Origin of the sequence: uncultured Kordia sp. (assembly GCF_947489565.1) — a bacterium.
GTDB lineage: Bacteria > Bacteroidota > Bacteroidia > Flavobacteriales > Flavobacteriaceae > Kordia.
Genome location: NZ_CANLEA010000018.1, coordinates 83,008 through 107,453, shown reverse-complemented (window position 1 = coordinate 107,453; position 24,446 = coordinate 83,008). Strand labels below are relative to the sequence as shown.

The following is a 24,446-nucleotide window of genomic DNA, read 5'->3' as shown; positions in this document are numbered from 1 at the left end:
TAACGCATCAAAATGAAGAAAATTATATTATTACTGACTCTATTTTCATCAATTGCTTGTCACACACAAAAAAATGTGCAAAACGAGAGTGATATTTCCGATATCAGCGAAAAAGAATTTAGAGAATTTAAAGTGTTAGATTCGAAAAATATTGAAAATCAAGATGTTTGGAAGTCAGTTTCTAAACAAATGGCAGATTTTACAGAAGCAGAGTACGAACGATTAAAACCATATATTCTTGAAAAAAATATTTTAGAATTGCACAAAAATCGTGTTCAAGGTGTGTTTACCTATGAGAAATTAGTAAAATTCTACTTATTCAGAATTAAAAAATACGATCGCGATAATAATTTGTCTTTAAATTCTGTAATTAGCATCAATCCAAACGCAATTGCAGAAGCTAAAAAACGTGATCAAGAATTTTTTAACAAAAGATTGAAGCCACTCATTTTTGGAATGCCAATTTTATTAAAAGATAATATCAATACTGAAAATATGCCAACCACGGCAGGAGCAGTTGCTTTAAAAGACAATAAAACAAACGATGCTTTTATTGCGAAAAGATTAAAAGAGGAAGGTGCTATCATTTTAGGAAAAGCCAATTTAAGTGAATGGGCGTACTTTTTCTGTGGAGATTGCCCAAGTGGTTATAGTGCTATTGGCGGACAAACCTTGAATCCTTACGGAAGAAAAATCTTTGATACAGGCGGATCAAGTTCAGGAAGTGGTGTTTCTATTGCGGCAAACTTTGCAGTAGCAGCTGTAGGAACTGAAACCGCAGGATCTATACTTTCGCCATCAAGTCAAAACTCTGTGGTTGGACTAAAACCAACTATCGGATTGCTAAGTCGTTCCGGAATTGTACCAATTTCAAGTACTTTAGATACACCTGGACCTATGACAAAAAATGTAGTGGACAACGCTATTTTATTGGCAGCTTTATATGGATATGATCAAACAGATGGAAAAAGCGCAAAACTCAAATATTACGGAAATCACTTCTATCAAAATATCAAAAGCGGAAATGTATCCATAAAAGGAAAACGTTTTGGAGCATTTACACGCTTGTTAGAAGATACTTTGTATGCTGCAGCCATAGAAGAACTAAAAAAGCAAGGAGCAACCATTGTAGAGATTGACGAAGAAGAAGTTGGATTGCCAAAGTTTATCAACTTATTGAATTTGGATATGAAAAATGACTTGCCAGATTATTTTGCAAAACATGGAAGCAAAGGATTAACATTCCAATCTGTGCAAGATGTGATTAATTTCAACAAAAAAGATTCTGTAAGTACAATGCCATACGGACAAAAATTATTCTACGGAATTGTAGATGATCAGGCAACTGAAAAAGAATTTACAGAAATGAAGAAAGTGCTACATGAAAACGGAAAAACGTTTTTCAACAATCCGATGGAAAAGCATACCCTAGATGGTGTATTATCCATCAATAATTATCATGCTGCGTTTGCTGCGGTGGCAGAATATCCTGCGTTAACAGTACCAATGGGTTATACAGACAAAGGCGAACCAAAAGGATTGACTTTTATCGGAAAGCCATTTACAGAAAAGGAATTATTGGAGTTTGCGTATGTGTACGAGCAAGCTTCTAAAAAGCGAAAAGCACCTAAGAATTATAAATAGTTCAATTTTTAGATATAACTATAAAAACACATCCGTATGATATGCGGATGTGTTTTTTTTGTATGGTTCAGTTTGACAAACTAATTAAAATAATGTCGAAGTTGGTGGGCAATAATAAGTATCGCAACCTCCAAAACGTGAATCGCACCAACCGTGTACAGTATCTCTACATGAAAATGCAGGTTTTGTAATTGGCGGTGGCGGTGCTTGTGTATAAGTTTTACAAGACATGCCTCCCGAAGCTTGTTCTCCACCTCTTACAAACTCTTGTAAATCACTAATTGTTTTTTTCTTTAAAACGAGGGTTTTCATTTTTTTCTTCATGATAAAATCTTTTATGATTAAGTTTTTAATTCGTTTTTAGTCTATTAATAGCAATATGCAGATGGACATGCTGTCGTTATAACTGTTGTTGTACAAAGTCTTGCAAATGTTTCTGGCGGCATTGTTGGTTCACATTCTAGTTCCGTTTTTAATTCGCAATAACGCCATGTTGTTTCGGGTGCGCCTCCACGAACAGCAAGGTTAGAAATAGATTTTTTGTTGAGTTTCAATAATTTTAGATGTTGTTTTTTCTTCATGATTAGGTTTTATATGATTAAATTCTGATTAGTAACATATTTCCAATAAATGGCTTAACGCGTATGTCGACGTCGTGTTTGGATGTTCTTCTTCTTCTTTTTCTATTGGCAGTCCGCACAAAGTATCCTCAGTGTCTCTTGGTGGAGGAGCACCTCCATAAATTGAAAAGTTAGAAATAGAATTTTTGTTGAGTTTCAATAGCTTAAGATGCTGTTTTTTCATCGTATTTGTGTTTAAAATTGATGAGGTAAAGCAACTATTTTTCTCTTAAAACATAAAACGAAGCTGTTGATGCATCATGAATTATCAACCTGTTCAATTGAAGTGAATATTATTATTCGTAGGACATTCTTGATGCTCAGTTGGCGGATGCGCTTTTGTGGTGCCCGTATTTGTATTGCATTCACAATCTACCAAATTGGATGTAGCGCAATCCGTTACAGTTGTTGCATTTGGAATTGTACATTCAGGATAAACGGAAGCGCCTATATTGGGAGTTGTAGTTGCTAATCCTGTAGTGTTATTGTCAACATTTCCTCCGTTTTTTCTGTGGAGTAAGGTTAAATTTGAAATGTGATACTTTGTGAGTGCTAGCCCTTTTAGATTTTTTTTCTTCATAATATTTTGTGTTGAAGGATTAATATTTGATGAAGCAAGAAAATATCGGGCTGAAATAAAAATTATACTATTGATAATTCATGATTCATCAACGGATTCATCGTTTTTGTGAAGATTTTTTAAATATTGAGAAGGATGGATTCCTGTATGTTTCTTAAAAGCTCGTGAAAAAGTCTCTTGTCTTTTAAATCCAAATTCTTCTGCAATTGCTTTAATAGTGTACGATTGAAGTTTTGTATCATTCTTTAATCGCACCAAAGCCGTATTAATTCGCAATTCAGTAATATACGCTGTAAATGATTTTCTTTTGTATCTGTTAATGACTTTGGATAAATAAGTCGCATTGGTTTCCAGTTTTTCAGCCATAAAGCTCAAATTACATTCGGTAGATAAGTAATATGCTGTTCGTTCAAAGTGATCAATCTTATCTAAAATTGCGTTCACATTTTCATCGGAAACTGCATCTTTTCGCGAAACTATTTTTTGCTTCTGATCATTTTCTAATTCAGATACTTTTTTAAGAAGTTCCTTAAATTTCTTCTTTACAGATTTTACGCGTATTCTATAGAATAACAGACTGCTTAAAAGAAGCAGCAGTAAAATGATTGATAAAATAAAGTACTGTTTTTTATTTTTTATTTCTTTGTTTAATTCGTCTCCTAAGGTGTCTATTTCTGTTTTTAAAGGAGAAACATCTAAGAGTTCATGAGTTTCATTATTGAGTTTTAAATCTTCGATACTCTGTTTTTTTTCGAGCGCTGAGTATTGTTGAAAATGAAATACTGTTTTTTCAGGTTGTTGATCTTTAGAATAAGCGAGCGCCAAATATTTATGCAACTCTTTTTCATTACCATCTACATCATCAGAAGCATTCATTTTTGCATATGCTTTTTCTAAATAATTGATAGTTTCTGTATAATTATTTAAATGATAAGCACTCTTTCCAAGATAAAATAGAGAAGTTAGATATAAGTTTTCATTGTTAAGTTTTGTAGAATCTCTAATTTGTTTTGCGAGTGAAATACACTCTTTATATTGTGTTCTTTGGTAAAAAATGATTGCTTTGTTCATTAGCAAAGGATAATATGCCCATGGATTAATGGTATCGGAAGAGGCATTCAATCCAGCGTTATTGTATATTTCAGCATCATCGGTTTTTTCCAACCAGAGATATGCATCAGCAATATTTGTAAATGCAACAAGACTGTAATGATCTTTATTTTCTTTACTATTTAACTTATTTACGTCTATCAAAATACTTTTGTATATATCTATAGCTTCTTGAAAGTCTTTATGCTTTTTCTTGATGAAAGCAATATTAATCATTGGCGCAATTACATAAAGATGGTCTTCCATGTTCTCTGCGAGCTCTTTTGCTTTTAAATGCGCGATGAGTGCTTTAGAATCTTCTCCTAATTCAGAAAGAATATGTCCTTCTAAACTGAAGCATTTGTATAAAAACAACGAATCTTTAACAATGGCACCTTGTGTTATGGCTGATTCAATATGTTGTAAAGCCATGGTGTTTTTATCCAAGTTGTGTTGACACATGGAAATATAATAAGAAGTCAGCGCCAATTGTTCGTTATCTCCATTAAGTATGGCGAGTTCTTTGGCTTTGGTAGCGTAGGTTAATGCTTTAGCGGCATCTGTAAATCTAAATTTAGTATATGAGGTCACCAACGCATCAAATGATGCATGGTTTGATACAGTATTCTGTGCATTCACAAAGCTTACACTAGTAGAAGCAAACAATAATACCAACATCAATTGTCTCATAATTAAAAGTCTTTTTTAAAAATCAGAATATGCAGAAAAGGATCAATCCTAAAAATAATTTAAATGATTATCAATGTAGTACATATTATTTTATTAATAACAGTTATGCATAGGTTAACCTCCTAAATTGCGGAATAAAATTTACAATCGATTTTATAAAGCGGTTATTTTCTTTAGATCAAGTATTTTAGGGAAATGTTAGTAAGATACTATACCAGTGTGCTTTTTGGTTTGAAGAATAATTTTGTAGCACATTATATGAAAGGAAGTATATAAAATAAAAAATGCGCTAATAACTAGCGCATGTATTTAATTTTATCCGTTTTCTGGAACATTTGTAGGTGCCTTTTTATGTTTGCCACCTTTAATCGTGTTTTTTTTATTCATCGTTACTTGCTTGTCTGCAAGCGTGTCGTTCGTTAAACTGCGTTTTTTCATATGTAAAATTTTTAAACTAATAGTGATTAAATTCGAAATGAGAAGTGTTTCCTTTTATCCGTTTGTAGGAACTTCTGTCTTTTTTTTCTCTTTACCTCCAACTACACTGTTAATAATAGTAGTCTTGATTTTCTTTGTTTTAAAGTTACTTACGCTTAAATGTTGTTTTTTCATGTGTGAAATTTTTAAATGAATACTGTTTTATTTTGAATTGAAAAGTGTTCGTTTTTATCCGTTTGTAGGTGGCTTTGTTTTAGGCTTTTTATTAAGTCCTCCTTTAATTATATTGAGGGTTTCAATGCTTAATTGTTTGTTTTTGAATGTGCTTAGATTTAAAATTTGATTTTTCATTTTATAAACTTTTTAAATTAATACTATCACAAATCAACTTAAAATGTTTGGTTATAAAAAGGAACGTAAGCCGTGATTATCGAATTACAGGATCAAAAAGAAGTATTTGAAAATAACTTTTAAGAATCAGTTTTTGATGGAGCTTTTTTTGTATTTCGTATTTTAGTTTTTGAAAATTCCTCAACTTTAATACGGTATACTTTTCGTGAAGATGTATTGTTATAATTGCCATTCTCAGTATATCCGCCAACAATATATAAAGTGCCTCATGGAAGAACAATTCCGAAGCCGTAAGCTGTAAGTTTATTGTATATTCATTGAGTTCTTTGGTTGAAGTATTGTATGTTGCAATCGTTCTTTTATCATAAATATATATGATGTTTCCATTGCTAGCTAAGGCTGGTCTTTCAATTCCTTTGAACAATTCACCTTCTTTTTTCCATGCGCCAGTCTTCAAATTAAAAGACTCAATTACTTTTAGCGCTTTCTTATTAAATCCGCCAATTAAATAAATGACATCGTTTACAAGAACACCTTTTGTCTCTTTCGGATTTGGCATTTCGCCCAGTTTATACCAAAGTCCTGACTTTATATTGTAAAAATGAATATCCTTATGATATTGTTTGTTTCCTTTTTTGGTAATTTTTGTAACTCCTCCCATAAGAATGATATAATCACCATATAAAAAAGAAGCAAAATTCACAGCTTGATGCGGATTCACATTATCTTTTTTAACCGTATTAAATTGGGTATTGTAAATTTCTATTACATCATCTAAGTATATATTCTTTCCAGAAATTCTTTTTCCGCCCATTACATAGATGTCATTATTGTAAACATGTAAATTGTGTGAAGATCTGTCTCTAAATTTCAACTCAGAAGTTTCCCATACATCATTCTTAATATCATACACAGTTAAATTCCCAGAATAATTTTCCATAGAACCAGGAACAACGCTCATTTCTGATATAAAATTATTAAATGTAGGTTCAATATATTTATCAGAACTAGTTCGAGCGGCAGTTTTAAAAAGGTCCACTTTTCGCGAGTTTTCTCCACCAATTACATATATTTTATCATCACTAATTCCAGCAGCGAATGCATACACTCCTTTAGGCAAAGAGGCAAGTTTTGTGAATTGAATGTAAGGCTTTAACTTTTTTTCAGCACTGATAAATACTTCCGTTAATTTTCGAGTATCAGGATTCAGGTATATTGTTAACTTTTGATTGTCTGTTTTTGAAATTTCAACTTTTTGGGTAATGTAACCTACATGCGATGCTATGATATATTTTGTGTGGTTTTTTAATTGAAAGGCTCCTTTTTCATCAGTAATCACAACAGATGCATCATCAGAAGTAATATGAACTGCATTTAGCGCTTTTTGCGTGTTTGAATCCACGACAGTTCCTTGAATATTTTGGGCGAAAATATGAAACGAAAAGAAACTTATAAGAAGCGTTATTTTTATTTTCATAGCCTTGGTTTTTCGTATGTAAGATACGGATTAAACACGGAAAACATATATAAGAAATCGTTAAGGATTTAATAAGTAAATTTTTTGATACGTACTAAGTTTACTGAATTTCTTCATTTAGAATCGAACTGATTTTATCAGCAAAATCAACAATCATAAAATGTCCGCCATTTTCAATAACATACGTTTTTTCTCCTTTTTTGGGAATCACTTTGTCTTTAGTTCCATGAATTGTAATGATGTCAGAAGCACTTGTACCTTTTTTCCAAGTAGTAATCGCAGTGATTCCCCAACGTAAAAAATGGGTGTCAGTATCTTTAATAATGGCTTTTAGTAGTTTTTTCTGTTTAGTGCCAAACAGAAAAGCTGCCAAATGAATATTCGGTTTCAAGAAAAAACTAGGAATCAAACGTATAAGTTTCAATTTTCCAGCAATAGAAAATATTCTAGGAAGCTCTTGAACTTTTGCGGCCGAAGAAATAACAAACGTTTTCTTGGTTTCCAGCAATTCATGCATTTCCGCAGCAATCATTCCGCCAAAACTGACGCCCAAAATAACACTATTTGGTTTTTTGTCTATCTCATAATGATCAATCAGTCGTTGCGCATACGAAGCAATGGTTTCTTTGGGAATTGGATCAATCCAATCAATAGCAGTAAAATCATAGTTCAATGCCAAAAAATCAAAAATACGTTTGTCCGCACCCAATCCGCTAATTCCAAAAATGTGTATGTTATGCTGCTGTTTCAAAACGTATATTGTCTACTAAAAATGATGACTGCGAAGAAACAAAATAATGCTGAAGTTCTTTTTATTTTATAGCAAAAATGGAAAAGTATACTCAATTTTGAAAATAAAAAATATGCGTTGAACTCTTGTAGATATTGGTATTGTGTTGATTATTAGGTTTTTGTAAAAAATGTAATTTACCTTTTGGCATGCTAATTGGTAACTATTTCAGCATTAACCATTTAAATAATATCATTATGAAATCAAAACCAATTTTCTTAGGACTTTTAGTAACCTTGTTTTTTAGTGTGTCAATGATGGCGCAAAACCCAGGACATACACAAGATATACGAGATTACAAAACACAAAAAGGAAAACAAATAGCTGTTAAGAAATCTGAAGAAAGACTGAGTAAAATCTGTTCTAGTTACAAAATAACTCGAAAAGAATTGTATAAAGGAGGAACTTGGAAAATACATTTCACAACAAGTTGCGGACATAGAGGAGAAGTACATTTTAGATATGATGGAAATTATAAAACCACGATCTATCATAACTAGATATAAGTAAAACCTAAAAAAGCACACTGTACATTGAGCGAAGTCGAAATGTGGTGTGCTTTTTTATTTTTCAAATAAAGTTAATCGATTAGTAAATTAATTTGTTCCCAAAGGACATTGTCAAAACTAGAAAGTGCAAAATTAGCATCGTCGGCAGCATTTCCCATACGAATTACCACCAAATCTTTGCTCGGAACAATATATATTTTTTGATCGTTTTTCCCCAAAGCGCAATACATATCTTGTGGAGCAGCAGGAACCAATGCTCCGCTAAACTCCAATTGTGTTTGTGGCAAACGATAACTCGATTTTCCATTTAACCACCATAAATATCCATATGCTTCATTGATGTTTTGAGAAGTAGAAGTCGCTTCGTTCAAAAAGCTTTCTGGAATAATTTGTGCGTCATTCCACTTTCCATTGGCAGCAATTAACAAGCCAAAACGTGCCATACTTCGAGTTGTACTCCAATATACATTTGCATTACCAGTTTGAACCCATGCGCCAGTTATGCCAATTCGAGTTTTCAATGTATTTTCAAAATAACTGTCCCAAGTCTGATTGCTTGCTGCTGCAATAACATCTTGTATTTTTACAAAAACGCCATGATATGCCCAACGTGTTCCTGCATCCGAAAGGTATTGCAAATCGCTTGGCGAAATGCCACTTCCCAAACTATCATCCAAACCAGAAGTCATGGATAACAAATCTTTACAGGTAATTAAGTTTTCTTTTTCTAAAGTTGCGCTGGTCCAATTTGTACCAATATGATCAGAAACTTTATCGTTGAGGTTGATGAGATTTTCTTCCTGAGCAATTCCTGCAATGGCTGTAGTAAGCGTTTTTCCTGCACTAGCCCAATACCAAGGAGTGGTTTCGGTATGTCCGTCAAAATAATGTTCAACCACTATTTTTCCTTTATGTAAAATGATAAAGCTTTTGGTGTTTTTTTCTTCTAAATAGTCTAAAAGTGGTTGTAATTGAGTTGCATTCCAATTCAATGTTGACATAGAATTTGTTTCCCAAGTATTTGAATTTAAAGGCGGAAAATACAACGAATCATCAATAGTAGTAGGTGTTTCTTCTGATGGAATATCATCAGTAGCTTCCGAAGAACAATTCAAAAATAATACTAAAAAAAGGAGTGGAACAAAAAAAAGTAGACGATTCATCTTTTAGATTTTCATTTTAAGACTCATAAAAATGCCAAAGGTTTAAATTAGATTGTATCTTTGCCCACTGATTTTTTTGATATGAGAACAAAGACTTTAAAGAAAAATAAGATCAATGTCGTAACACTTGGGTGTTCTAAGAATGTATATGATTCCGAAGTTTTGATGGGACAACTGAAGGCAAATGGCAAAGAAGTAGCACATGAAGAAGAAGGAAACATCGTTGTTATCAATACATGTGGATTCATCAATAATGCCAAAGAAGAAAGTGTAAACACGATTTTAGATTATGTTCAGAAGAAGGAAGATGGTGAAGTCGATAAGGTCTTTGTGACAGGCTGTTTGAGTGAGCGTTATAAGCCAGACTTAGAAGCTGAAATTCCAGATGTAGATCAATATTTTGGGACAACTCAATTGCCACAATTATTAAAAGCACTTGGCGCAGATTACAAACATGAGTTGATTGGTGAACGAATTACAACAACACCCAAAAACTATGCATATCTTAAAATTGCAGAAGGTTGCGATCGTCCGTGTTCTTTTTGTGCGATTCCTTTAATGAGAGGGAAACACAGATCGAAACCAATTGAAGAATTAGTAACTGAAACAGAAAAATTAGCAGCAAAAGGCGTTAAAGAGCTTATCTTAATTGCACAAGATTTAACGTATTACGGTTTAGATCTATACAAAAAGAGAAACTTAGCAGAATTATTACGTGCTTTAGCAAAAGTAGAAGGAATAGAATGGATTCGTTTGCATTATGCGTTTCCAGCAGGTTTTCCAATGGATGTTTTGGAAGTAATGAATGAAGAACCAAAAATCTGTAACTATTTAGACATTCCATTGCAACACATTGCAGATGATATCTTAAAATCAATGCGTCGTGGAACCAATCAAGCGAAGACGACAAAATTGTTGAAAGAATTCAGAGCTGCAGTTCCAGAAATGACCATTCGTACTACATTAATTGTTGGATATCCAGGAGAAACGGAAGAACATTTTCAAACACTTAAAAATTGGGTAGAGGAAATGCGTTTCGAACGTTTGGGATGTTTTACGTATTCACATGAAGAAAACACGCATGCATACAAATTGGAAGATGATGTTCCGGAAGAAGTGAAGCAAGATCGTGCAAACCAAATTATGGAGATTCAATCACAGATTTCTTGGGAACTTAATCAACAGAAGATTGGACAAACTTTTAAATGCATCATTGACCGAAAAGAAGGAAACTATTTTATAGGTCGTACCGAATTCGATTCTCCAGATGTAGACAACGAAGTTTTAATTGATGCTGCAAAATTCTACGTAAAACAAGGTGAATTTGTGGAAGTGAAAATCATTGAAGCTGCTGACTTTGATTTGTATGGTGAGCCTTTGAAATGATAAATTTTAAATGTAGAATGTAAAAGTGTATCAAACGTCATTACGAGGAGTTTACGACGAAGTAATCTGCTTCTTTTTTACGTTAAATCTTAGATTTTAAATATTGAATTGACTTCAAAAAACAATCATTCTCTTTATCACCAATCGTCATATCGAGTGAATTTCTGCTAAGAAATTAGTATCTAGAAATGATAAATGTAAAATTTTAAATGTTGAATGTAAAAGTGTATCAAACGTCATTACGAGGAGTTTACGACGAAGTAATCTGCTTCTTTTTTATGTTAAATCTTAAATTTTAAATGTTGAGTTGACTTCAAAAAACATATTTTAAGACCCAAGACCCAAGACCCAAGACCCAAGACCCAAATCAACAATCTAACAGCGCTCCAGCGCGATCTAACATCTAACAGCGAAGCGGTCTAAAAGCGTAAGCGTATCTAATTAAAGTTCAAACGAATTATTATTCACCATAAAAATTGCATTGGCAAAAAACAGTTTTCCATTTTCCCAAAACGCACGAAACATCGGATTATCTACCATATAAATCATGCTTCCGTTTCCGATTCTATATTCCCCAAAAACTAAGGTGTTTTTAATATGCTTCACGGCTTTATGACCTGCAAAACCAGAAATTACCTTATTATCTTCCAAATACGCAACCGTATATCCGCCTTTCAAATAATCATAGGCATCACTTCCTAATTTCAAGGTAAAGTACGAATCGTCATAACCAAATGCGAGTGGATGTGTAGTATCTACTTTGGTTTTAAAAATGGCGCCAGTAATAAAATTAGAAATGTTTTGACGTTCACTTTTTGCATACGAAACAATTCCGCCTTCAGTTTCTTCCTTACGTTCTTTGTTCGCAATTCCGAAACCTTCTTTCCCTGCAAAAGTTCGCAAGGCACCTTTCATGGCAATAACTTTTCCACCACGAGAAACCCAGTTTTTCAAGGTTTTCAACTGATTACTGTTGAATAAACTACCGTAATTTCCATCAGGTAAAATCAAGATATTAAAAGAATTCAGTGTGCTTCCCGAAAAATTAGCAGCATCAATATTCGTTACAGAGAGATTTAATTCTTGTTCAAAAAAGTACCAAAGTTCTCCAAAACCAAGAGAGTTTGCTCCATTTCCAGACATCACAGCAACTTTAGGCATTTTAATTTCTTTCACATCTGGTGAACCTAAATCAACGCCACTATCTGAAAATCCAGAAGAAACTGAATGAATAACTGTTTGAGAATCATTTGCAATAGAAGTTACTTTTTTATCAAAATCAGGGATGTTTTTATTATCACTACGCGTAATGATTAAAGAACCTCTTTCATACGATTTTCCTTCATAAGAAAACGGTTTCTCCGTAAATCGTACGCGCAATCCATGTTGTAATAATTGACTTAAAAAATGTGCACTGTTGATGCTTTTCCAATGTGCGATATAAGCTGTTTTTTTCTTAGAAAGCATATCTGTCGTATTAAACACAATAGAATCAGTACCAGAATTGGTCGCAGAAACTAAGGCTTTTGAAGCTGTCGTTTTCAATCCATATGCATACGGAATGCTCCACGCAGTAATATCATACGTAACAGAATCACTCAATTTTGCGTTTGGTTCAAACAATACTTTGACCATCTTGGCTTTTGGTTGATTTGTGCTAACGACTAAGGCATTATTAACCTTATTTGACTTCTGAGAATCACTCTCATAATCATATCCTTTTACGATTGTATTGGATGAAAAACCATACTTAATTTCATGTCTGTCTAATAATGTAGTTAATTTTTTAATTCGATCTTGATTTCCTTCCATTACATAACTCTTATACGTAAAATCTTTGTCGTCAAAATACTTTTTGAACTCAGAATTCAACTTGTCTGCATTCTGTGAAGAAATCTCTACTGTAGATAAACCTGTAGTGTGATGGTGTGCAATTCTATCTTTCAAAGTCAACAAATCACCTTCATCATTTATAATTCCTAAACCAGCACGTCCGTGTCCAGCTTGTTCATAAGTCATTCCAATTGCACCATTAAAAGTCGGATACGTATCTCCGTAACTCGGATAAAACAAATCAAAACGTTCGCGTGTAAAATACAGCCAACCTTCTTTATCAAAATAACCTGCATGATTCTTTCCAATCTGAATCTGGAAATTACGTTGCCAATCGGTAATTACTTCATGAAACGGTTCTGCAGCAGGCGCAAAATAATACGGTTCATTAATGCCTTGTTCGTGAAAATCTACGTGAATATGTGGCAACCATTTATTATAAACTTTCAAACGTTGACGCGTTTCTACCTGTGTTGCCCAAGCCCAATCTCTATTCAAATCAAACAAATAATGATTTGGTCTTCCGCCTGGCCAAGGTTCGTTATGTTCTTTTGCTTTCTGATTGCTATTATAAGGAACACTTGCTACTTGATTGTACCAATTCACATAACGATCGCGTCCATCAGGATTGATACACGGATCAATGATTACCACGGTATTTTGAAGCCAAGCTTTCTTGGAAGTAATCAACTCATAAATAGTTTGCATGGAAGCTTCCGTGCTCGACGATTCATTTCCATGTACATTATAACTCAACCAAACAACTGCTTTATTTGCGGTACTTTCAGCAGTTCCAATTCCTGCATTTGCCAAATGATTCGTTCGAATACTTTCCAAATTGCCTAAATTTTCAGCAGTAGAAACATACGCAACTTGCAATAAGCGATGTTCATTAGTTTTACCATACTCTTCCAATTGAACCATATTGGAAGCTTTTGCTAAATACTGATAATAATCGACCACACGGTAATGATTTGTGAATCGTGTTCCCAATTCATAACCTAAAAATTCTTTAGGAGATTGAATATTTTGTGCAAAAAGGGTGGTTGAAATGATAAAAAATGAAAGTAAAGTAAAAATATGTCGTCTCATTACAAATGATAAGTTAAGATAGACATCAAAGCTAACTAATATAATTTTGAAAAAGAATATCTTAACGAAATTTTGAGAAAAAAGCATTTTAAATAACTATATCTTTGCAACTTTAAAATCCTGACGACCAACTATGCCAACTGAATGTATTTCGTATCACGAAACTGGATACTTTTCTCCGTTAATGTGTGATTATTTAGCTGAAAGCCCAGCATTACAATCATTCTATCACCGCTTTCCTAGATTGGAAAACTTTGGAGAACAAATTCAAGAAAAACAACAATCTCGCTTAACAGATGCTTCACAAAGAACGGTGTTAGTAAATGCTTTACGAGCGCAATATAAAGAAGTAGCTGCTTCAGAAAAAACACTGCAAAACATTGAAAAACTAGCTTCTGAAGATACATTCACGATTACAACAGGACATCAATTGAATCTCTTTACAGGTCCGTTATACTTCTTATACAAAATCATTTCTACCATCAATCTTACCACAACTTTACAGGAAAAATATCCTAGCTATAAGTTTGTGCCTATCTATTGGATGGCTTCGGAAGATCATGATTTTGATGAAATCTGTTTTTTCAATTTCAAAGACAAAAAAATACGTTGGAATCGTGAGGCAAGTGGCGCTGTGGGCGAATTATCTACGGAAGGATTGGCAGAAGTATTAGAAGTATTCTCAAAAGAATTAGGCAACAGCAACAACGCAAAATACTTGCAAGCACTTTTTGAAGATGGATATGTAAAACATGACAATCTCACAGATGCTACGCGTTATATTGCCAACGAATTGTTCAAACGTTATGGTTTGGTAATTGTGGACGGAAATGATGTGGCATTAAAACAACTATTCATTCCGTTTGTGGAAAACGAATTAATGCAGCAAACGGCACACAAAAAAGTGTTAGAAACGGCGCAACAATTAACGGAAGTTAGTAATTCGTATAAAATTCAAATCAATCCAAGAGAAATCAATCTATTCTACATAAAAGACGGAATTCGCGAACGCATTATTGAAACCGATGGTGTTTTTAAGGTGAATAACACTTCCGTGAGATGGAACTCAGATCAAATAAAAGAAGAATTACACACACATCCAGAACGTTTCTCACCAAATGCACTATTACGTCCTTTATATCAAGAAATCATTTTGCCAAACCTATGCTACATTGGCGGAGGCGGAGAATTGGCGTATTGGCTTGAATTAAAGTCGTATTTTGAAGCGGTAAACGTTACGTTTCCAATGTTATTATTGCGAAATTCTGTCGTAGTGAAAACACAGAAGCAATCGGAAAAAATGGCAAAGCTCAACATCTCCAATCGTGATGTATTCCTAAAAAAAGATGGTTTTGCCGTTCAAAAAGTAAAAGAACTCAGTGATATTGAAATTGATTTTTCATCACAAAAAGAACACTTGCAACAGCAATTCAAACACTTATATGAATTAGCAGCTCAAACGGACAAATCGTTTACAGGAGCAGTAGCAGCACAAGAAAAAAAGCAGCTCAAAGGTTTGCAACATTTGGAAAAACGATTGCTAAAAGCACAAAAAAGAGTGCTAAAAGACAAAGTCGCAAGAAGTGAAGAACTACGTGAAGCGCTATTTCCAGGAAACTCATTGCAAGAACGACGACTCAACTTCTCTGAATTGTACTTAGAATATGGAGAAACGTTGGTGCCAACTTTGGTGGAACATTTGCAACCGTTATCAGGTGAATTTTTGGTGTTAGAACTCTAAGAAACAGTCATATATATTGTTGTGAATATCATGTGAAAAAATCTTTTTCTTATTGCTTGAAATTTGAAATCTAAATAGTACTTTTGCGCATGCAACACGACAAGGTATTAATATTAGACTTCGGATCGCAATACACACAACTAATTGCGCGCAGAGTTCGAGAACTGAACATCTATTCCGAGATTCATCCATTCAATAAAATTCCAACAAATTTAGACGAGTACAAAGCTGTAATTCTTTCGGGAAGTCCAATGTCCGTAAGGTCTGACGATGCTTTTCATCCAGAACTAAAAGGCATTCGCGGCGTAAAACCATTACTAGGCGTTTGTTATGGCGCACAATATTTAGCACACTTTTCTGGTGGACAAGTAGCTGAATCAAACACCCGCGAATACGGACGTGCAAACTTAAGTTTTGTACAAGAAAACGAACCGTTTTTAGCAGGCATTTCTACAGGAAGTCAAGTGTGGATGAGTCATAGTGATACCATCAAAAAATTACCAACCAACGGAAAATTACTAGCAAGTACACACGATGTAGAAAATGCAGCCTACAAAATAGAAGGCGAAACTACCTATGCAATTCAATTTCATCCAGAAGTATATCATTCTACAGATGGAAAACAATTGCTAGAAAACTTCTTGGTTCACATTGCGAATGTAAATCCAGATTGGACACCAAATGCTTTTGTAGACGAAACGGTGGCTGATTTAAAAGCACAATTGGGCAATGATAAAGTTGTCTTAGGATTGTCTGGCGGTGTAGATTCAAGTGTAGCAGCAATGTTATTGCACAAAGCTATTGGAGAAAACTTATATTGCATCTTTGTAAACAATGGTTTACTGCGTAAAGATGAGTTCTCAAGTGTATTACAACAATACGAAGGAATGGGATTGAACGTAAAAGGTGTAGATGCTTCGGCACGCTTTTTGGATGCGCTAGCAGGAGAGAGCGATCCTGAGAAGAAACGTAAAGCCATTGGTCGCGTATTTATTGAAGTGTTTGATGATGAAGCAACACAAATACAAGACGTAACTTGGTTGGCACAAGGAACTATTTATCCTGATGTGATAGAAAGTGTAAGTGCAACCGGAGGACCAAGCGCAACTATTAAAAGTCATCACAACGTAGGTGGTTTGCCAGATTTTATGAAATTAAAAATCGTAGAACCTCTAAAAGCATTGTTTAAAGATGAAGTAAGAAGAGTTGGTGCTTCTATGGGAATGGACAAACAATTATTAGGTCGTCATCCATTTCCAGGACCAGGATTGGCAATCAGAATATTGGGAGATATCACTGCGGAAAAAGTTCGTATATTACAAGAAGTTGACGCTGTGTTTATTAACGGATTGCGTGAATGGGATTTGTATGATAAAGTATGGCAAGCAGGAGCTATTTTATTACCAGTAAACTCAGTAGGAGTTATGGGTGATGAGCGTACGTATGAAAAAGTAGTTGCATTACGTGCAGTAGAAAGTACGGATGGTATGACTGCCGATTGGGTAGATTTACCATATAAATTTTTGCAAAAAGTATCAAACGATATAATAAATAAAGTAAAAGGCGTTAATAGAGTAGTGTATGACATCAGCTCAAAACCGCCAGCGACCATTGAATGGGAATAATTAATTAGCACAAAGAATGAAGAAGTTTTTAGGATTTTGTTTAGCGATACTGATGACAAGCTGCGTAGCAACTGCGCAACAGTACAAAAATCATAAAGTATCAAGAGGAGAAACGGTGGAAAGTATTGCCGAACAATACAATATTAGTCCAGATGACATTATTAAATTAAATCCTGAAGCACGAAGAGGCGTACGTAGAAATAGTATGCTTATTATTCCTTCAACATCAATTGCAACGACTTCCGATGTTGAGGTTACGTTTACCAATCATAAAGTTAGACGAAAAGAAACCATATTTGGGATTGCCAAAAAATATGGAGTTACGCAAGAAGATATTCTAAAATACAATGAAAAAGTAGCGAAAGAAGGTTTGAAAAAGGGCGATCGTATTGCGATTCCAATTTTTAAAAAGAAACCAACACAAACTACAGAAACTGTTGAAACAAAAGAAGAAGAAACCAACAACGAAGACACTTCTTTTGAATTATATACCATAAAAGCTAAAGAAACGAAGTGGGGAATTGCGCATAGTTACGGACTTACCATTGAGGAACTTGAAGCGATCAATCCAGAGATTAAAGAAGGTTTAAAAATTGGTCAGGAAATCAAATTGCCAATTCGTTCAGAAAAACCAGCAATAGTAAGCGTGGAAAAATATGTGTTTTACGATGTAAAGCCAAAACAAACCATGTATACATTGACGCGAAAATTAGGCGTTTCTGAAGATGAACTCATTCACTTAAATCCAGCGTTAAAAGATGGCTTAAAAGCAGGAATGGTATTAAAATTACCTGTTGAAAAAACAGAAACACTAGAAGTTGTAGATGCGGTTGTGGTTGACAAGTTTAATTTCATGGAAAACGCAAATCCGGAAAATGTATCAAACATTGTCATCATGTTGCCGTTCAAATTGAATGAATTGGATGTCGATTCTGTAAGCCAAACCAAAACGAAACTTAAAAAAGATCGATTGTTAGGATATGCAACGGACTTTTACACAGGTTCATTAATGGCATTGGATTCTATTAAAAAATTAGGCTTATCGGTCAATGTAAAAGTGATTGACAATGGCGGAAATAAAGGGGAAACACAAAGCGCAATTGCAGCAAACGACTTTACAGATATACATGCTGTTATTGGCCCAATATTAGATGCTAATGTGGAAGTAGTAGCTTCTGAATTAAAATCTGATGGAATTCCTGTAATTTCTCCGTTGACTAGCAAAAAGGTAGATCACAGAAATGTGTATCAAACAATTCCAGATAAAAAACTGCTAGAAGAAAAAATGTTGGAATTCTTGAAAAAGAATGGTCAAGATAAAAATGTAATCATCATTGCAGATAAAACGAAAGTCAAAATAAAAGCAACATTGCAATCGATTTTACCAAATCATAAAATTTTCAATCCTGAAAAAGGAAATTTTATCAAACCAGCATTAATTCTTCCACATTTAAAACAAGATGTTGAAAATTGGGTCATTTTGGAAACAGAAGACTTATCATTGATTGCAAATGTAACGTCGGTATTAAACTCTTATGCGACAAGCGATAAACGTAAAATTGTATTACTTACGACAAATAAAAGTAGCAAGTACGACACCAGTGATAATATATACAACAGTCACTTAGCAAATCTTAACTTTCACTATCCATCTATTGACAAACCTTCGTCGTTAGACAATAAATTTGTGCAAAAATACAAGGCTGAATATGGTATTTCTCCAAGTAGAATTGCAACGCGTGGATTTGATATTACCTTTGATATCTTACTTCGTTTAGCATACGACCAAAATTTAGCAAAAAGTGTACGAACTGGTACAGAAACAAGCTATGTAGAAAACAAATTTGACTATCGTAAAAAACTCCTTGGCGGATTTTTTAACAAAGGCGTATACATTGTAAAATACGAAGGATTAGAAATCAAAGAAGTTGAATAATAAAACCTACAAACAACAATCATGACTTCAAAAGTTACCTACACTGGAAGCCTTAGAACGGTTTCAACACATATAAAATCTGGAAATGAATTCATTACAGATGCTCCTACAGACAATAATGGGAAAGGAGAAGCGTTTTCTCCTACAGATACTGTTGCGACAGGACTCGCAAGTTGTATGTTGACAGTCATGGGAATTAAAGCGGCACAACTCGGTGTGAATATGGAAAATACAACCGCAGAAGTTACCAAAACAATGGCTTCAGATCCAAGACGAATTTCTAAAATTGAAGTGCAAATTCACTTGCCATTTGAAGCTGATGACAAAACCAAAAAAATACTAGAAAATACAGCAAAGACATGTCCTGTACATTACAGTCTTCATCCAGATATTGAAAAGATTGTTGAATTTCATTGGAAATAAATGTATAGAATCATAGGTATACTTTGCATCTTTCTACTCGTTCAAGAGGAAGAAAAGATCACGTGGTCACAGCAGAAGAAACTGCATTGGGGAAACTTTGAAGCAGCTCCCAAATACGATACGGATGCGGTAGCAATTACAGCTTCTGGAATTACCTACGGATTTAGCTCTAAAACCTATTCTAACAGTGATAAAGTAGAATATACGACACAAGTGATGGCGCAATTTTACCCAGAAAAATCATGGTATTTAAAAGAACGCGTTAATGATACTGTTTTAGGACATGAACAACTACATTTTGATATCTCAGAATTGTATGCACGTAAGTTTCGAAAACGCATAAAAGAAACAAAGTTTACCAAAAACGTGCAACAAGAAATTGCTGAAATCTACGATCAAATCAACGAAGAATTGCGCGATATGCAAAATGCCTATGATGCAGGTTCTGACTATTCTAGAGATTATGCAGGACAAATAAAATGGCAAAAACTAATAGCGCGCGAACTCAAAAAATACGATAACTACAAGCGATCTCCATCAGATAATGACTGATTTCCCCAACAAAGAAGAGCAACAAAAACTCTTGATAGAACTGGCACATGCCAGAATGCCTTTCGGGAAATACGAAGGTAAATATCTTGTAAACTTACCGGAACGATACTTAATTTGGTACCGACAAAAAGGATTTCCAAAAGGAAAACTAGGACGACAACTAGAACAAATGCTCGATATCAAAATCAATGGTTTGGAACCGATGATTCGAAACATTCAACGACAGTTTGAAAAATAAGAATTCTATGATTCTTTGTATGGATGAAGTTGCTAAAAAAATCATCCCAAAATATTCTTATTTCGTCACATCTCATTTTTAATTCATCACTATTTATATTGTAAACTACCACAATGTCTCGTAAATAATACGCTTTATTTTTTCATGCATATATATTTGGTTTATCCCTAGTGCATTAAGATTTTGATGATGGTGTTACTATTCGATTTGACAACTCTTCATCATTTTTCAAAATGTCAACAGGTTTTGTCTAACATTAAAACAATTATCATTATGAAGAAAAAAAGAAGTATTCAAAAACTGAGTTTTCACAAAGAAAGGATTAGTACATTAAACGCTGTAACGGGAGGAGCTGACGTTACTACAACGATAGTTAATGGAGCCACCAAAGCTGCATCAATAGTAGCAGGTGGTTGTGTTGACACTTGTGATTGTCCCAATGTAACTTATAATTGGATGATATGCGTGGCTCTTAGAACTGAAGATTGTTAAAAACTTAAAGGGATTTTTTAAGCTTTTAAACATCTTTTTTAATAAGTAGTAATAAAGCTATTAGTTTTGAAAACCTTTGAAAACTAATAGCTTTCGTTGTTTGTGTTATAAATAGTTTAGAGTTAATGAACTGAAACATTCAACAATAGTTTGAAAAATAATAAGCTCTTGTACGTTCAATTATTTTAAAACACAATAGTGTATAGATGTTTTATAAAACATCAATGTTACTTCTTTCTAATTCATGATTTTACATATATGTTTGCTGTATAAACATTAAAACATTTATTATGAAGAAAAAAAGAAGTATTCAGAAGCTAAGAGCTCACAAACAAACGATTAGTACACTAAACATGATTGTTGCAGGTGATGGGATAGGAGTTGTAAGAACTTCGATGGGAGGACTGAAGTTTACTAGACAAGTATCGTGTTTATCTTGTCCTTGTGGAGTATCACCTAATGGAGATCCATGAGATATATAAGATCAAATTGTTGAAGTTGAAAAAGTATTATTATGAATGACATTGAAGCTATTTACCTCTAATTTTTTAGATGTAAATAGCTTTATTAATTATGATAGATAGAATATTTATCATTAAATTTAGTAGCATGGAATATAATGAAAGCGCATTTCACCGATTGTCTTATTACACATTAGCACAACCTAGAGCATACTTCATTCATCAAAATATAGTAGATGCGTATGAGACTCAAACGGCTGATGAAACCACAAAACCAATCAAAATTTTATTTGCGCTTAATAGAAAAAGGCTTCTCAGGAAAAGAAGTACAGTTATTTCACATGAAAATGACAAAACGCAAAGTGGAATGGCCAGTAATTACATTACCACAAAACAGAGGAGACATTACGGTTGAAGATGTTCTAAACGCAACTTCCGATACAGAAAAAGATCAAAAGATTCTGCAATGGTATGAAGCTGTTTGGGAAGCATTTGTAGATAATAGACAGGTAATTGCTAATCTCGTAAATCATTATGATAAATAGCAATTATTTTTTTAAAAAGATTTCATGTTGATATTTTATAAAGCGTCAATGTCAATCCTTTCTAATTCATGATTTTACATATATGTTTGGTGAATAAATATGAAAACATTTTTAATTATGAAAAACAAAAGAAGCATTCAAAAACTAAAAGTTAACAAAAAAACAATTAGTATGTTAAACGCCATTATTGCGGGAGATGCAGGAGTCACAAGAACTTCAATGGGTGGAAAACCATATACAAAACATTCTGATTGTACTTCTAATAAAACAGCACACTTTAGTTGTTCAGATACTTGGGAATGCTGTTATGAATGATTTTAAAAACTTGATTCAGTAGTTATCAATATTAAGTATAAACGATTTAAAAATAAGCAATTGCTGAATCAAGTATACTTCTTAGATTGCCATTCATGATTAAAACCCCATCTTACAACTGTAACTACAGAAAAGGGGGTTTTTCCCCTTTCCGTGGTCTTCAAATATTCCATATCTTTAATCATTCCCCTTTTACATATTGTCAATCAGTAAAATAGCAGCTTTTTGAGGTATGATATAAGGGATTTTTTGTTTAAACACACACAATATGATCGTATTATTAGACAATGGACACGGTGGTTTGATTAACGGAACGTATCAAACACCCGGAAAACGTTCTCCAATATGGAGTGATGGTTCTCAATTATTTGAAGGCGAATTTAATCGCGCTGTCGTCAATGGAATCATAGAAGAACTCACAATACTTCGCATTCCGTATGAAAACTTAGCACCAGAATACAGAGATGTAACGTTGGCAACACGTGTACGAAGAGCCAATAAATATGGTTCTCGAAACTGTTTTTACATTAGTGTACATTCGAATGCAGGTGGCGGACATGGAAGTGAAATATTTACATCCGTAAGAAATACTCGAAGTGATGCTATCGCCACTGTTTTTGGAGAAGAATTCAAAAGAGAATTTCCAAACAGACGATTGCGTACCGATTTCTCTGATGGCGATTTAGACAAAGAAAAAAACTTTTATGTGTTAAAGCACACGAAAATGCCAGCCATTCTGACGGAGAACTTCTTTATGGACAATGAAGAAGAATGCAAATCAATCTTAATGACGCGTGAAGGACGAGCAAAAGTCATTCGTTATCACGTAGAAGCCATCAAAAGAGTACAACAAGAATTATTCTAACCTTACATAACAATTCAAATATGAAAACACGTTTTTATGCAGTGTATTTAATGTTAACACTGTTTCTAGTCTCATCATGCGGATCACTTAGAGCACCTGTTTTTGATCAATATTCCTACCAAAAAGGAACGGAACTAAAAGTGGATGCTATCAATTTAATGGACAAGGCAACGATGTCTTACGATTCACAACAAGCGGCGATCGATAATTTTGATTCAGAACTAGCAAAAATGCTTGAATACCAAAAAAATAGAGAGAACAATACCATTTCGTATGCCATGTGGAAAATGATTGCAAATCCAGATAAAAACTTTATCGCAGGATTTTTAAAGCGTTGGAAAGACAAAGGAACACTTTCAAGTTTCTTTATCAATGAAGCCAAAGGACAAGTCACTGAAGCACTGGATTTAATTCTTCAATATGAAGGAAAAAAAGATCCTGCCGCAGAAAACAAACTCAAAGCAATTCTAGGATTATAATAACGACATAACAACATATTAACATGGACTTCAAAGATTTATTGAAAGAACTAAAAGGAAACTTATTAAGTTTAATGGGTTCTAAGTTTGACGACTTAAAAGAAGAGTCAAAAAAGGATGTGCAAGACTTTTTAAAAGCATCCAAAGAAAAACTAGAACGTTGGACAACCTTACTTGCCGAAGGAAACATCACACTCGATGATTACAAGTGGTTGATAGAAAGTCAAAAGGATTTAGTCGTATTAAAAGGATTATACGCTGCGGGTGTTTCTAAAATAAAATTAGGACATTTAAAGAACAGTATCTTAGATACCGTAATTAAAACTGCCATTGGTTTTGTAAAACCTAAAGAAGACGACAACAACACAGAAACGGCATAACACTAAGTTTTTACTTTCGTATTGAATTACAGAAAGTATACAGCACAAAGGATGCATTCTACAGCAAAAAAAAGATTGTAATTTCAACTCGTTTGAACTGCACTTTTTTTGGGAATGCATCCTTTTTACATATCAGAAAACTATAGAAACAACGCTGTAGTGACACATTTTTATTTGTATCTTGGGAATCACAATCAAAACAAAAAAACTATGGGATTATTTGATTTTCTTTTCAAGAAAAAGAAAATATCATTAGAAGATGCAAACAAAATCAACCAAGATTATATTGCGGCAAATCCGGAAAGTAAAAATGAAGAACAGGCATACATTCGAGAAGCTTCTTCAGCAATGACAAGTGGAAAATTTGATCAATCTAGAGCACTGTATCAAAAAATGGCAGTAGATTATCCGGAAAACAGCGGACTCTACTTAAGTCAAGTTGGAGTTGCGTATTATTTTCAGCAGGATTATGCAAACGCAATCAAATATTATATTCAAGCAAAAGACAATGGCGCAGATGCGAATATGATTGATGATAATCTTTGGGAAGTATGTGAAGAAATGTATGAAAATGACAAAAATGATACAGCAGCTATTGAAAAGTATCTAGCACACTATCCAAATGGTTCTTACGTGAAAAAGGCAAAAAAGATTCTATCAAAATAATTTTTCTCAAAAACGATAGCTACGGTAACAGAATGCTGACTCATAAAGTAGATAAAAGACTAAAAA

28 protein-coding genes are annotated in these 24,446 nt (G+C 33.7%); 17 read left to right on the top strand and 11 right to left on the bottom strand.

From position 1 onward, the window contains the following. Positions 1–12: 12 nt before the first annotated feature. Positions 13–1,644, top strand: a complete 1,632-nt coding sequence (locus Q0845_RS21440) for an amidase family protein (protein ID WP_298517658.1) — start codon at positions 13–15, stop codon at positions 1,642–1,644. 84 nt (positions 1,645–1,728) lie between these two features. Here the strand turns inward: Q0845_RS21440 and Q0845_RS21435 are convergent, their stop codons facing one another. The 9 genes from Q0845_RS21435 to Q0845_RS21395 all read right to left on the bottom strand — a co-directional run bounded on the left by Q0845_RS21435 (position 1,729) and on the right by Q0845_RS21395 (position 7,640). Then, positions 1,729–1,968, bottom strand: a complete 240-nt coding sequence (locus Q0845_RS21435; RefSeq protein WP_298517655.1) for a hypothetical protein — start codon at positions 1,966–1,968, stop codon at positions 1,729–1,731. 44 nt (positions 1,969–2,012) lie between these two features. Then, the gene (locus Q0845_RS21430) at positions 2,013–2,225 is read right to left on the bottom strand and encodes a hypothetical protein (RefSeq protein WP_298517653.1); all 213 of its coding nucleotides are present in this window, start codon (positions 2,223–2,225) and stop codon (positions 2,013–2,015) included. Positions 2,226–2,253: 28 nt separating this feature from the next. Continuing rightward, positions 2,254–2,448 (bottom strand): hypothetical protein, encoded by a 195-nt coding sequence (locus Q0845_RS21425; protein ID WP_298517650.1) that lies wholly within the window; start codon positions 2,446–2,448, stop codon positions 2,254–2,256. 93 nt (positions 2,449–2,541) lie between these two features. Beyond that, positions 2,542–2,844, bottom strand: coding sequence for a hypothetical protein (locus tag Q0845_RS21420; protein WP_298517647.1), 303 nt, complete (start codon positions 2,842–2,844; stop codon positions 2,542–2,544). Between the two features lie 78 nt (positions 2,845–2,922). Then, positions 2,923–4,623 (bottom strand): helix-turn-helix domain-containing protein, encoded by a 1,701-nt coding sequence (locus tag Q0845_RS21415; protein ID WP_298517644.1) that lies wholly within the window; start codon positions 4,621–4,623, stop codon positions 2,923–2,925. 315 nt (positions 4,624–4,938) lie between these two features. Beyond that, complete coding sequence (locus Q0845_RS21410; protein ID WP_298517641.1) at positions 4,939–5,061, bottom strand: hypothetical protein; 123 nt, start codon at positions 5,059–5,061, stop codon at positions 4,939–4,941. Positions 5,062–5,289: 228 nt separating this feature from the next. Then, entirely contained in the window at positions 5,290–5,412 is a 123-nt protein-coding gene (locus Q0845_RS21405) for a hypothetical protein (protein WP_298517638.1), read from the bottom strand. A 76-nt stretch (positions 5,413–5,488) separates the two neighbouring features. Beyond that, positions 5,489–6,889: a carboxypeptidase-like regulatory domain-containing protein gene (locus Q0845_RS21400; protein ID WP_298517635.1), complete on the bottom strand. Its 1,401-nt coding sequence runs from the start codon at positions 6,887–6,889 to the stop codon at positions 5,489–5,491. A 100-nt stretch (positions 6,890–6,989) separates the two neighbouring features. Next, positions 6,990–7,640, bottom strand: a complete 651-nt coding sequence (locus Q0845_RS21395) for an alpha/beta hydrolase (RefSeq protein ID WP_298517632.1) — start codon at positions 7,638–7,640, stop codon at positions 6,990–6,992. A 236-nt stretch (positions 7,641–7,876) separates the two neighbouring features. On the opposite strand from Q0845_RS21395, the gene Q0845_RS21390 reads away from it, so the two are divergent. After that, positions 7,877–8,179: a hypothetical protein gene (locus tag Q0845_RS21390; RefSeq protein WP_298517629.1), complete on the top strand. Its 303-nt coding sequence runs from the start codon at positions 7,877–7,879 to the stop codon at positions 8,177–8,179. Between the two features lie 80 nt (positions 8,180–8,259). On the opposite strand, the gene Q0845_RS21385 is transcribed toward Q0845_RS21390, so the two are convergent. Further along, positions 8,260–9,351, bottom strand: coding sequence for a serine hydrolase (locus Q0845_RS21385; protein WP_298517626.1), 1,092 nt, complete (start codon positions 9,349–9,351; stop codon positions 8,260–8,262). 81 nt (positions 9,352–9,432) lie between these two features. On the opposite strand from Q0845_RS21385, the gene rimO reads away from it, so the two are divergent. Continuing rightward, entirely contained in the window at positions 9,433–10,737 is a 1,305-nt protein-coding gene (gene rimO / locus Q0845_RS21380) for a 30S ribosomal protein S12 methylthiotransferase RimO (RefSeq protein ID WP_298517623.1), read from the top strand. A 441-nt stretch (positions 10,738–11,178) separates the two neighbouring features. On the opposite strand, the gene Q0845_RS21375 is transcribed toward rimO, so the two are convergent. Beyond that, entirely contained in the window at positions 11,179–13,662 is a 2,484-nt protein-coding gene (locus Q0845_RS21375) for a M14 metallopeptidase family protein (RefSeq protein WP_298517620.1), read from the bottom strand. Between the two features lie 133 nt (positions 13,663–13,795). On the opposite strand from Q0845_RS21375, the gene bshC reads away from it, so the two are divergent. The 14 genes from bshC (at position 13,796) to Q0845_RS21305 (ending at position 24,380) form a co-directional block, all read left to right on the top strand. Further along, the gene (bshC, locus tag Q0845_RS21370; RefSeq protein ID WP_298517617.1) at positions 13,796–15,403 is read left to right on the top strand and encodes a bacillithiol biosynthesis cysteine-adding enzyme BshC; all 1,608 of its coding nucleotides are present in this window, start codon (positions 13,796–13,798) and stop codon (positions 15,401–15,403) included. Between the two features lie 89 nt (positions 15,404–15,492). Beyond that, entirely contained in the window at positions 15,493–17,028 is a 1,536-nt protein-coding gene (guaA, locus tag Q0845_RS21365; RefSeq protein WP_298517614.1) for a glutamine-hydrolyzing GMP synthase, read from the top strand. Between the two features lie 16 nt (positions 17,029–17,044). Continuing rightward, entirely contained in the window at positions 17,045–18,964 is a 1,920-nt protein-coding gene (locus Q0845_RS21360) for a LysM peptidoglycan-binding domain-containing protein (protein ID WP_298517611.1), read from the top strand. 21 nt (positions 18,965–18,985) lie between these two features. Further along, entirely contained in the window at positions 18,986–19,387 is a 402-nt protein-coding gene (locus Q0845_RS21355; protein WP_298517608.1) for an OsmC family protein, read from the top strand. Beyond that, positions 19,388–19,939, top strand: coding sequence for a DUF922 domain-containing protein (locus Q0845_RS21350; RefSeq protein ID WP_298517605.1), 552 nt, complete (start codon positions 19,388–19,390; stop codon positions 19,937–19,939). It begins immediately after the preceding gene. Then, the gene (locus Q0845_RS21345; RefSeq protein ID WP_298517602.1) at positions 19,932–20,177 is read left to right on the top strand and encodes a DUF3820 family protein; all 246 of its coding nucleotides are present in this window, start codon (positions 19,932–19,934) and stop codon (positions 20,175–20,177) included. Before Q0845_RS21350 ends, Q0845_RS21345 begins: the two co-directional genes overlap by 8 nt. A 273-nt stretch (positions 20,178–20,450) precedes the next feature. Next, positions 20,451–20,669, top strand: coding sequence for a class I lanthipeptide (locus tag Q0845_RS21340; RefSeq protein ID WP_298517597.1), 219 nt, complete (start codon positions 20,451–20,453; stop codon positions 20,667–20,669). Positions 20,670–20,959: 290 nt separating this feature from the next. Next, complete coding sequence (locus tag Q0845_RS21335) at positions 20,960–21,142, top strand: hypothetical protein (RefSeq protein ID WP_298517594.1); 183 nt, start codon at positions 20,960–20,962, stop codon at positions 21,140–21,142. A gap of 248 nt (positions 21,143–21,390) precedes the next feature. Then, entirely contained in the window at positions 21,391–21,675 is a 285-nt protein-coding gene (locus Q0845_RS21330; RefSeq protein ID WP_298517591.1) for a DUF5946 family protein, read from the top strand. A 117-nt stretch (positions 21,676–21,792) separates the two neighbouring features. Next, complete coding sequence (locus tag Q0845_RS21325; RefSeq protein WP_298517588.1) at positions 21,793–21,990, top strand: hypothetical protein; 198 nt, start codon at positions 21,793–21,795, stop codon at positions 21,988–21,990. Positions 21,991–22,258: 268 nt separating this feature from the next. Then, positions 22,259–22,855, top strand: a complete 597-nt coding sequence (locus Q0845_RS21320) for an N-acetylmuramoyl-L-alanine amidase (RefSeq protein ID WP_298517585.1) — start codon at positions 22,259–22,261, stop codon at positions 22,853–22,855. A 20-nt stretch (positions 22,856–22,875) separates the two neighbouring features. Beyond that, positions 22,876–23,334: a hypothetical protein gene (locus Q0845_RS21315; protein WP_298517582.1), complete on the top strand. Its 459-nt coding sequence runs from the start codon at positions 22,876–22,878 to the stop codon at positions 23,332–23,334. Positions 23,335–23,357: 23 nt separating this feature from the next. Further along, positions 23,358–23,714, top strand: a complete 357-nt coding sequence (locus Q0845_RS21310) for a hypothetical protein (protein ID WP_298517579.1) — start codon at positions 23,358–23,360, stop codon at positions 23,712–23,714. Positions 23,715–23,924: 210 nt separating this feature from the next. Further along, on the top strand, positions 23,925–24,380 hold the full coding sequence (locus tag Q0845_RS21305; RefSeq protein WP_298517576.1) for a hypothetical protein: 456 nt from the start codon (positions 23,925–23,927) through the stop codon (positions 24,378–24,380). The last annotated feature ends 66 nt before the right edge of the window (positions 24,381–24,446 follow it).

Coding starts and splice junctions, on each gene's coding strand:
- Q0845_RS21440 (WP_298517658.1), top strand. CDS start 13: ATGAAGAAAATTATATTATTACTGACTCTATTTTCATCAATTGCTTGT.
- Q0845_RS21435 (WP_298517655.1), bottom strand. CDS start 1,968: ATGAAGAAAAAAATGAAAACCCTCGTTTTAAAGAAAAAAACAATTAGT.
- Q0845_RS21430 (WP_298517653.1), bottom strand. CDS start 2,225: ATGAAGAAAAAACAACATCTAAAATTATTGAAACTCAACAAAAAATCT.
- Q0845_RS21425 (WP_298517650.1), bottom strand. CDS start 2,448: ATGAAAAAACAGCATCTTAAGCTATTGAAACTCAACAAAAATTCTATT.
- Q0845_RS21420 (WP_298517647.1), bottom strand. CDS start 2,844: ATGAAGAAAAAAAATCTAAAAGGGCTAGCACTCACAAAGTATCACATT.
- Q0845_RS21415 (WP_298517644.1), bottom strand. CDS start 4,623: ATGAGACAATTGATGTTGGTATTATTGTTTGCTTCTACTAGTGTAAGC.
- Q0845_RS21410 (WP_298517641.1), bottom strand. CDS start 5,061: ATGAAAAAACGCAGTTTAACGAACGACACGCTTGCAGACAAGCAAGTA.
- Q0845_RS21405 (WP_298517638.1), bottom strand. CDS start 5,412: ATGAAAAATCAAATTTTAAATCTAAGCACATTCAAAAACAAACAATTA.
- Q0845_RS21400 (WP_298517635.1), bottom strand. CDS start 6,889: ATGAAAATAAAAATAACGCTTCTTATAAGTTTCTTTTCGTTTCATATT.
- Q0845_RS21390 (WP_298517629.1), top strand. CDS start 7,877: ATGAAATCAAAACCAATTTTCTTAGGACTTTTAGTAACCTTGTTTTTT.
- Q0845_RS21385 (WP_298517626.1), bottom strand. CDS start 9,351: ATGAATCGTCTACTTTTTTTTGTTCCACTCCTTTTTTTAGTATTATTT.
- rimO (WP_298517623.1), top strand. CDS start 9,433: ATGAGAACAAAGACTTTAAAGAAAAATAAGATCAATGTCGTAACACTT.
- Q0845_RS21375 (WP_298517620.1), bottom strand. CDS start 13,662: ATGAGACGACATATTTTTACTTTACTTTCATTTTTTATCATTTCAACC.
- bshC (WP_298517617.1), top strand. CDS start 13,796: ATGCCAACTGAATGTATTTCGTATCACGAAACTGGATACTTTTCTCCG.
- guaA (WP_298517614.1), top strand. CDS start 15,493: ATGCAACACGACAAGGTATTAATATTAGACTTCGGATCGCAATACACA.
- Q0845_RS21360 (WP_298517611.1), top strand. CDS start 17,045: ATGAAGAAGTTTTTAGGATTTTGTTTAGCGATACTGATGACAAGCTGC.
- Q0845_RS21355 (WP_298517608.1), top strand. CDS start 18,986: ATGACTTCAAAAGTTACCTACACTGGAAGCCTTAGAACGGTTTCAACA.
- Q0845_RS21350 (WP_298517605.1), top strand. CDS start 19,388: ATGTATAGAATCATAGGTATACTTTGCATCTTTCTACTCGTTCAAGAG.
- Q0845_RS21345 (WP_298517602.1), top strand. CDS start 19,932: ATGACTGATTTCCCCAACAAAGAAGAGCAACAAAAACTCTTGATAGAA.
- Q0845_RS21340 (WP_298517597.1), top strand. CDS start 20,451: ATGAAGAAAAAAAGAAGTATTCAAAAACTGAGTTTTCACAAAGAAAGG.
- Q0845_RS21335 (WP_298517594.1), top strand. CDS start 20,960: ATGAAGAAAAAAAGAAGTATTCAGAAGCTAAGAGCTCACAAACAAACG.
- Q0845_RS21330 (WP_298517591.1), top strand. CDS start 21,391: ATGAAACCACAAAACCAATCAAAATTTTATTTGCGCTTAATAGAAAAA.
- Q0845_RS21325 (WP_298517588.1), top strand. CDS start 21,793: ATGAAAAACAAAAGAAGCATTCAAAAACTAAAAGTTAACAAAAAAACA.
- Q0845_RS21320 (WP_298517585.1), top strand. CDS start 22,259: ATGATCGTATTATTAGACAATGGACACGGTGGTTTGATTAACGGAACG.
- Q0845_RS21315 (WP_298517582.1), top strand. CDS start 22,876: ATGAAAACACGTTTTTATGCAGTGTATTTAATGTTAACACTGTTTCTA.
- Q0845_RS21310 (WP_298517579.1), top strand. CDS start 23,358: ATGGACTTCAAAGATTTATTGAAAGAACTAAAAGGAAACTTATTAAGT.
- Q0845_RS21305 (WP_298517576.1), top strand. CDS start 23,925: ATGGGATTATTTGATTTTCTTTTCAAGAAAAAGAAAATATCATTAGAA.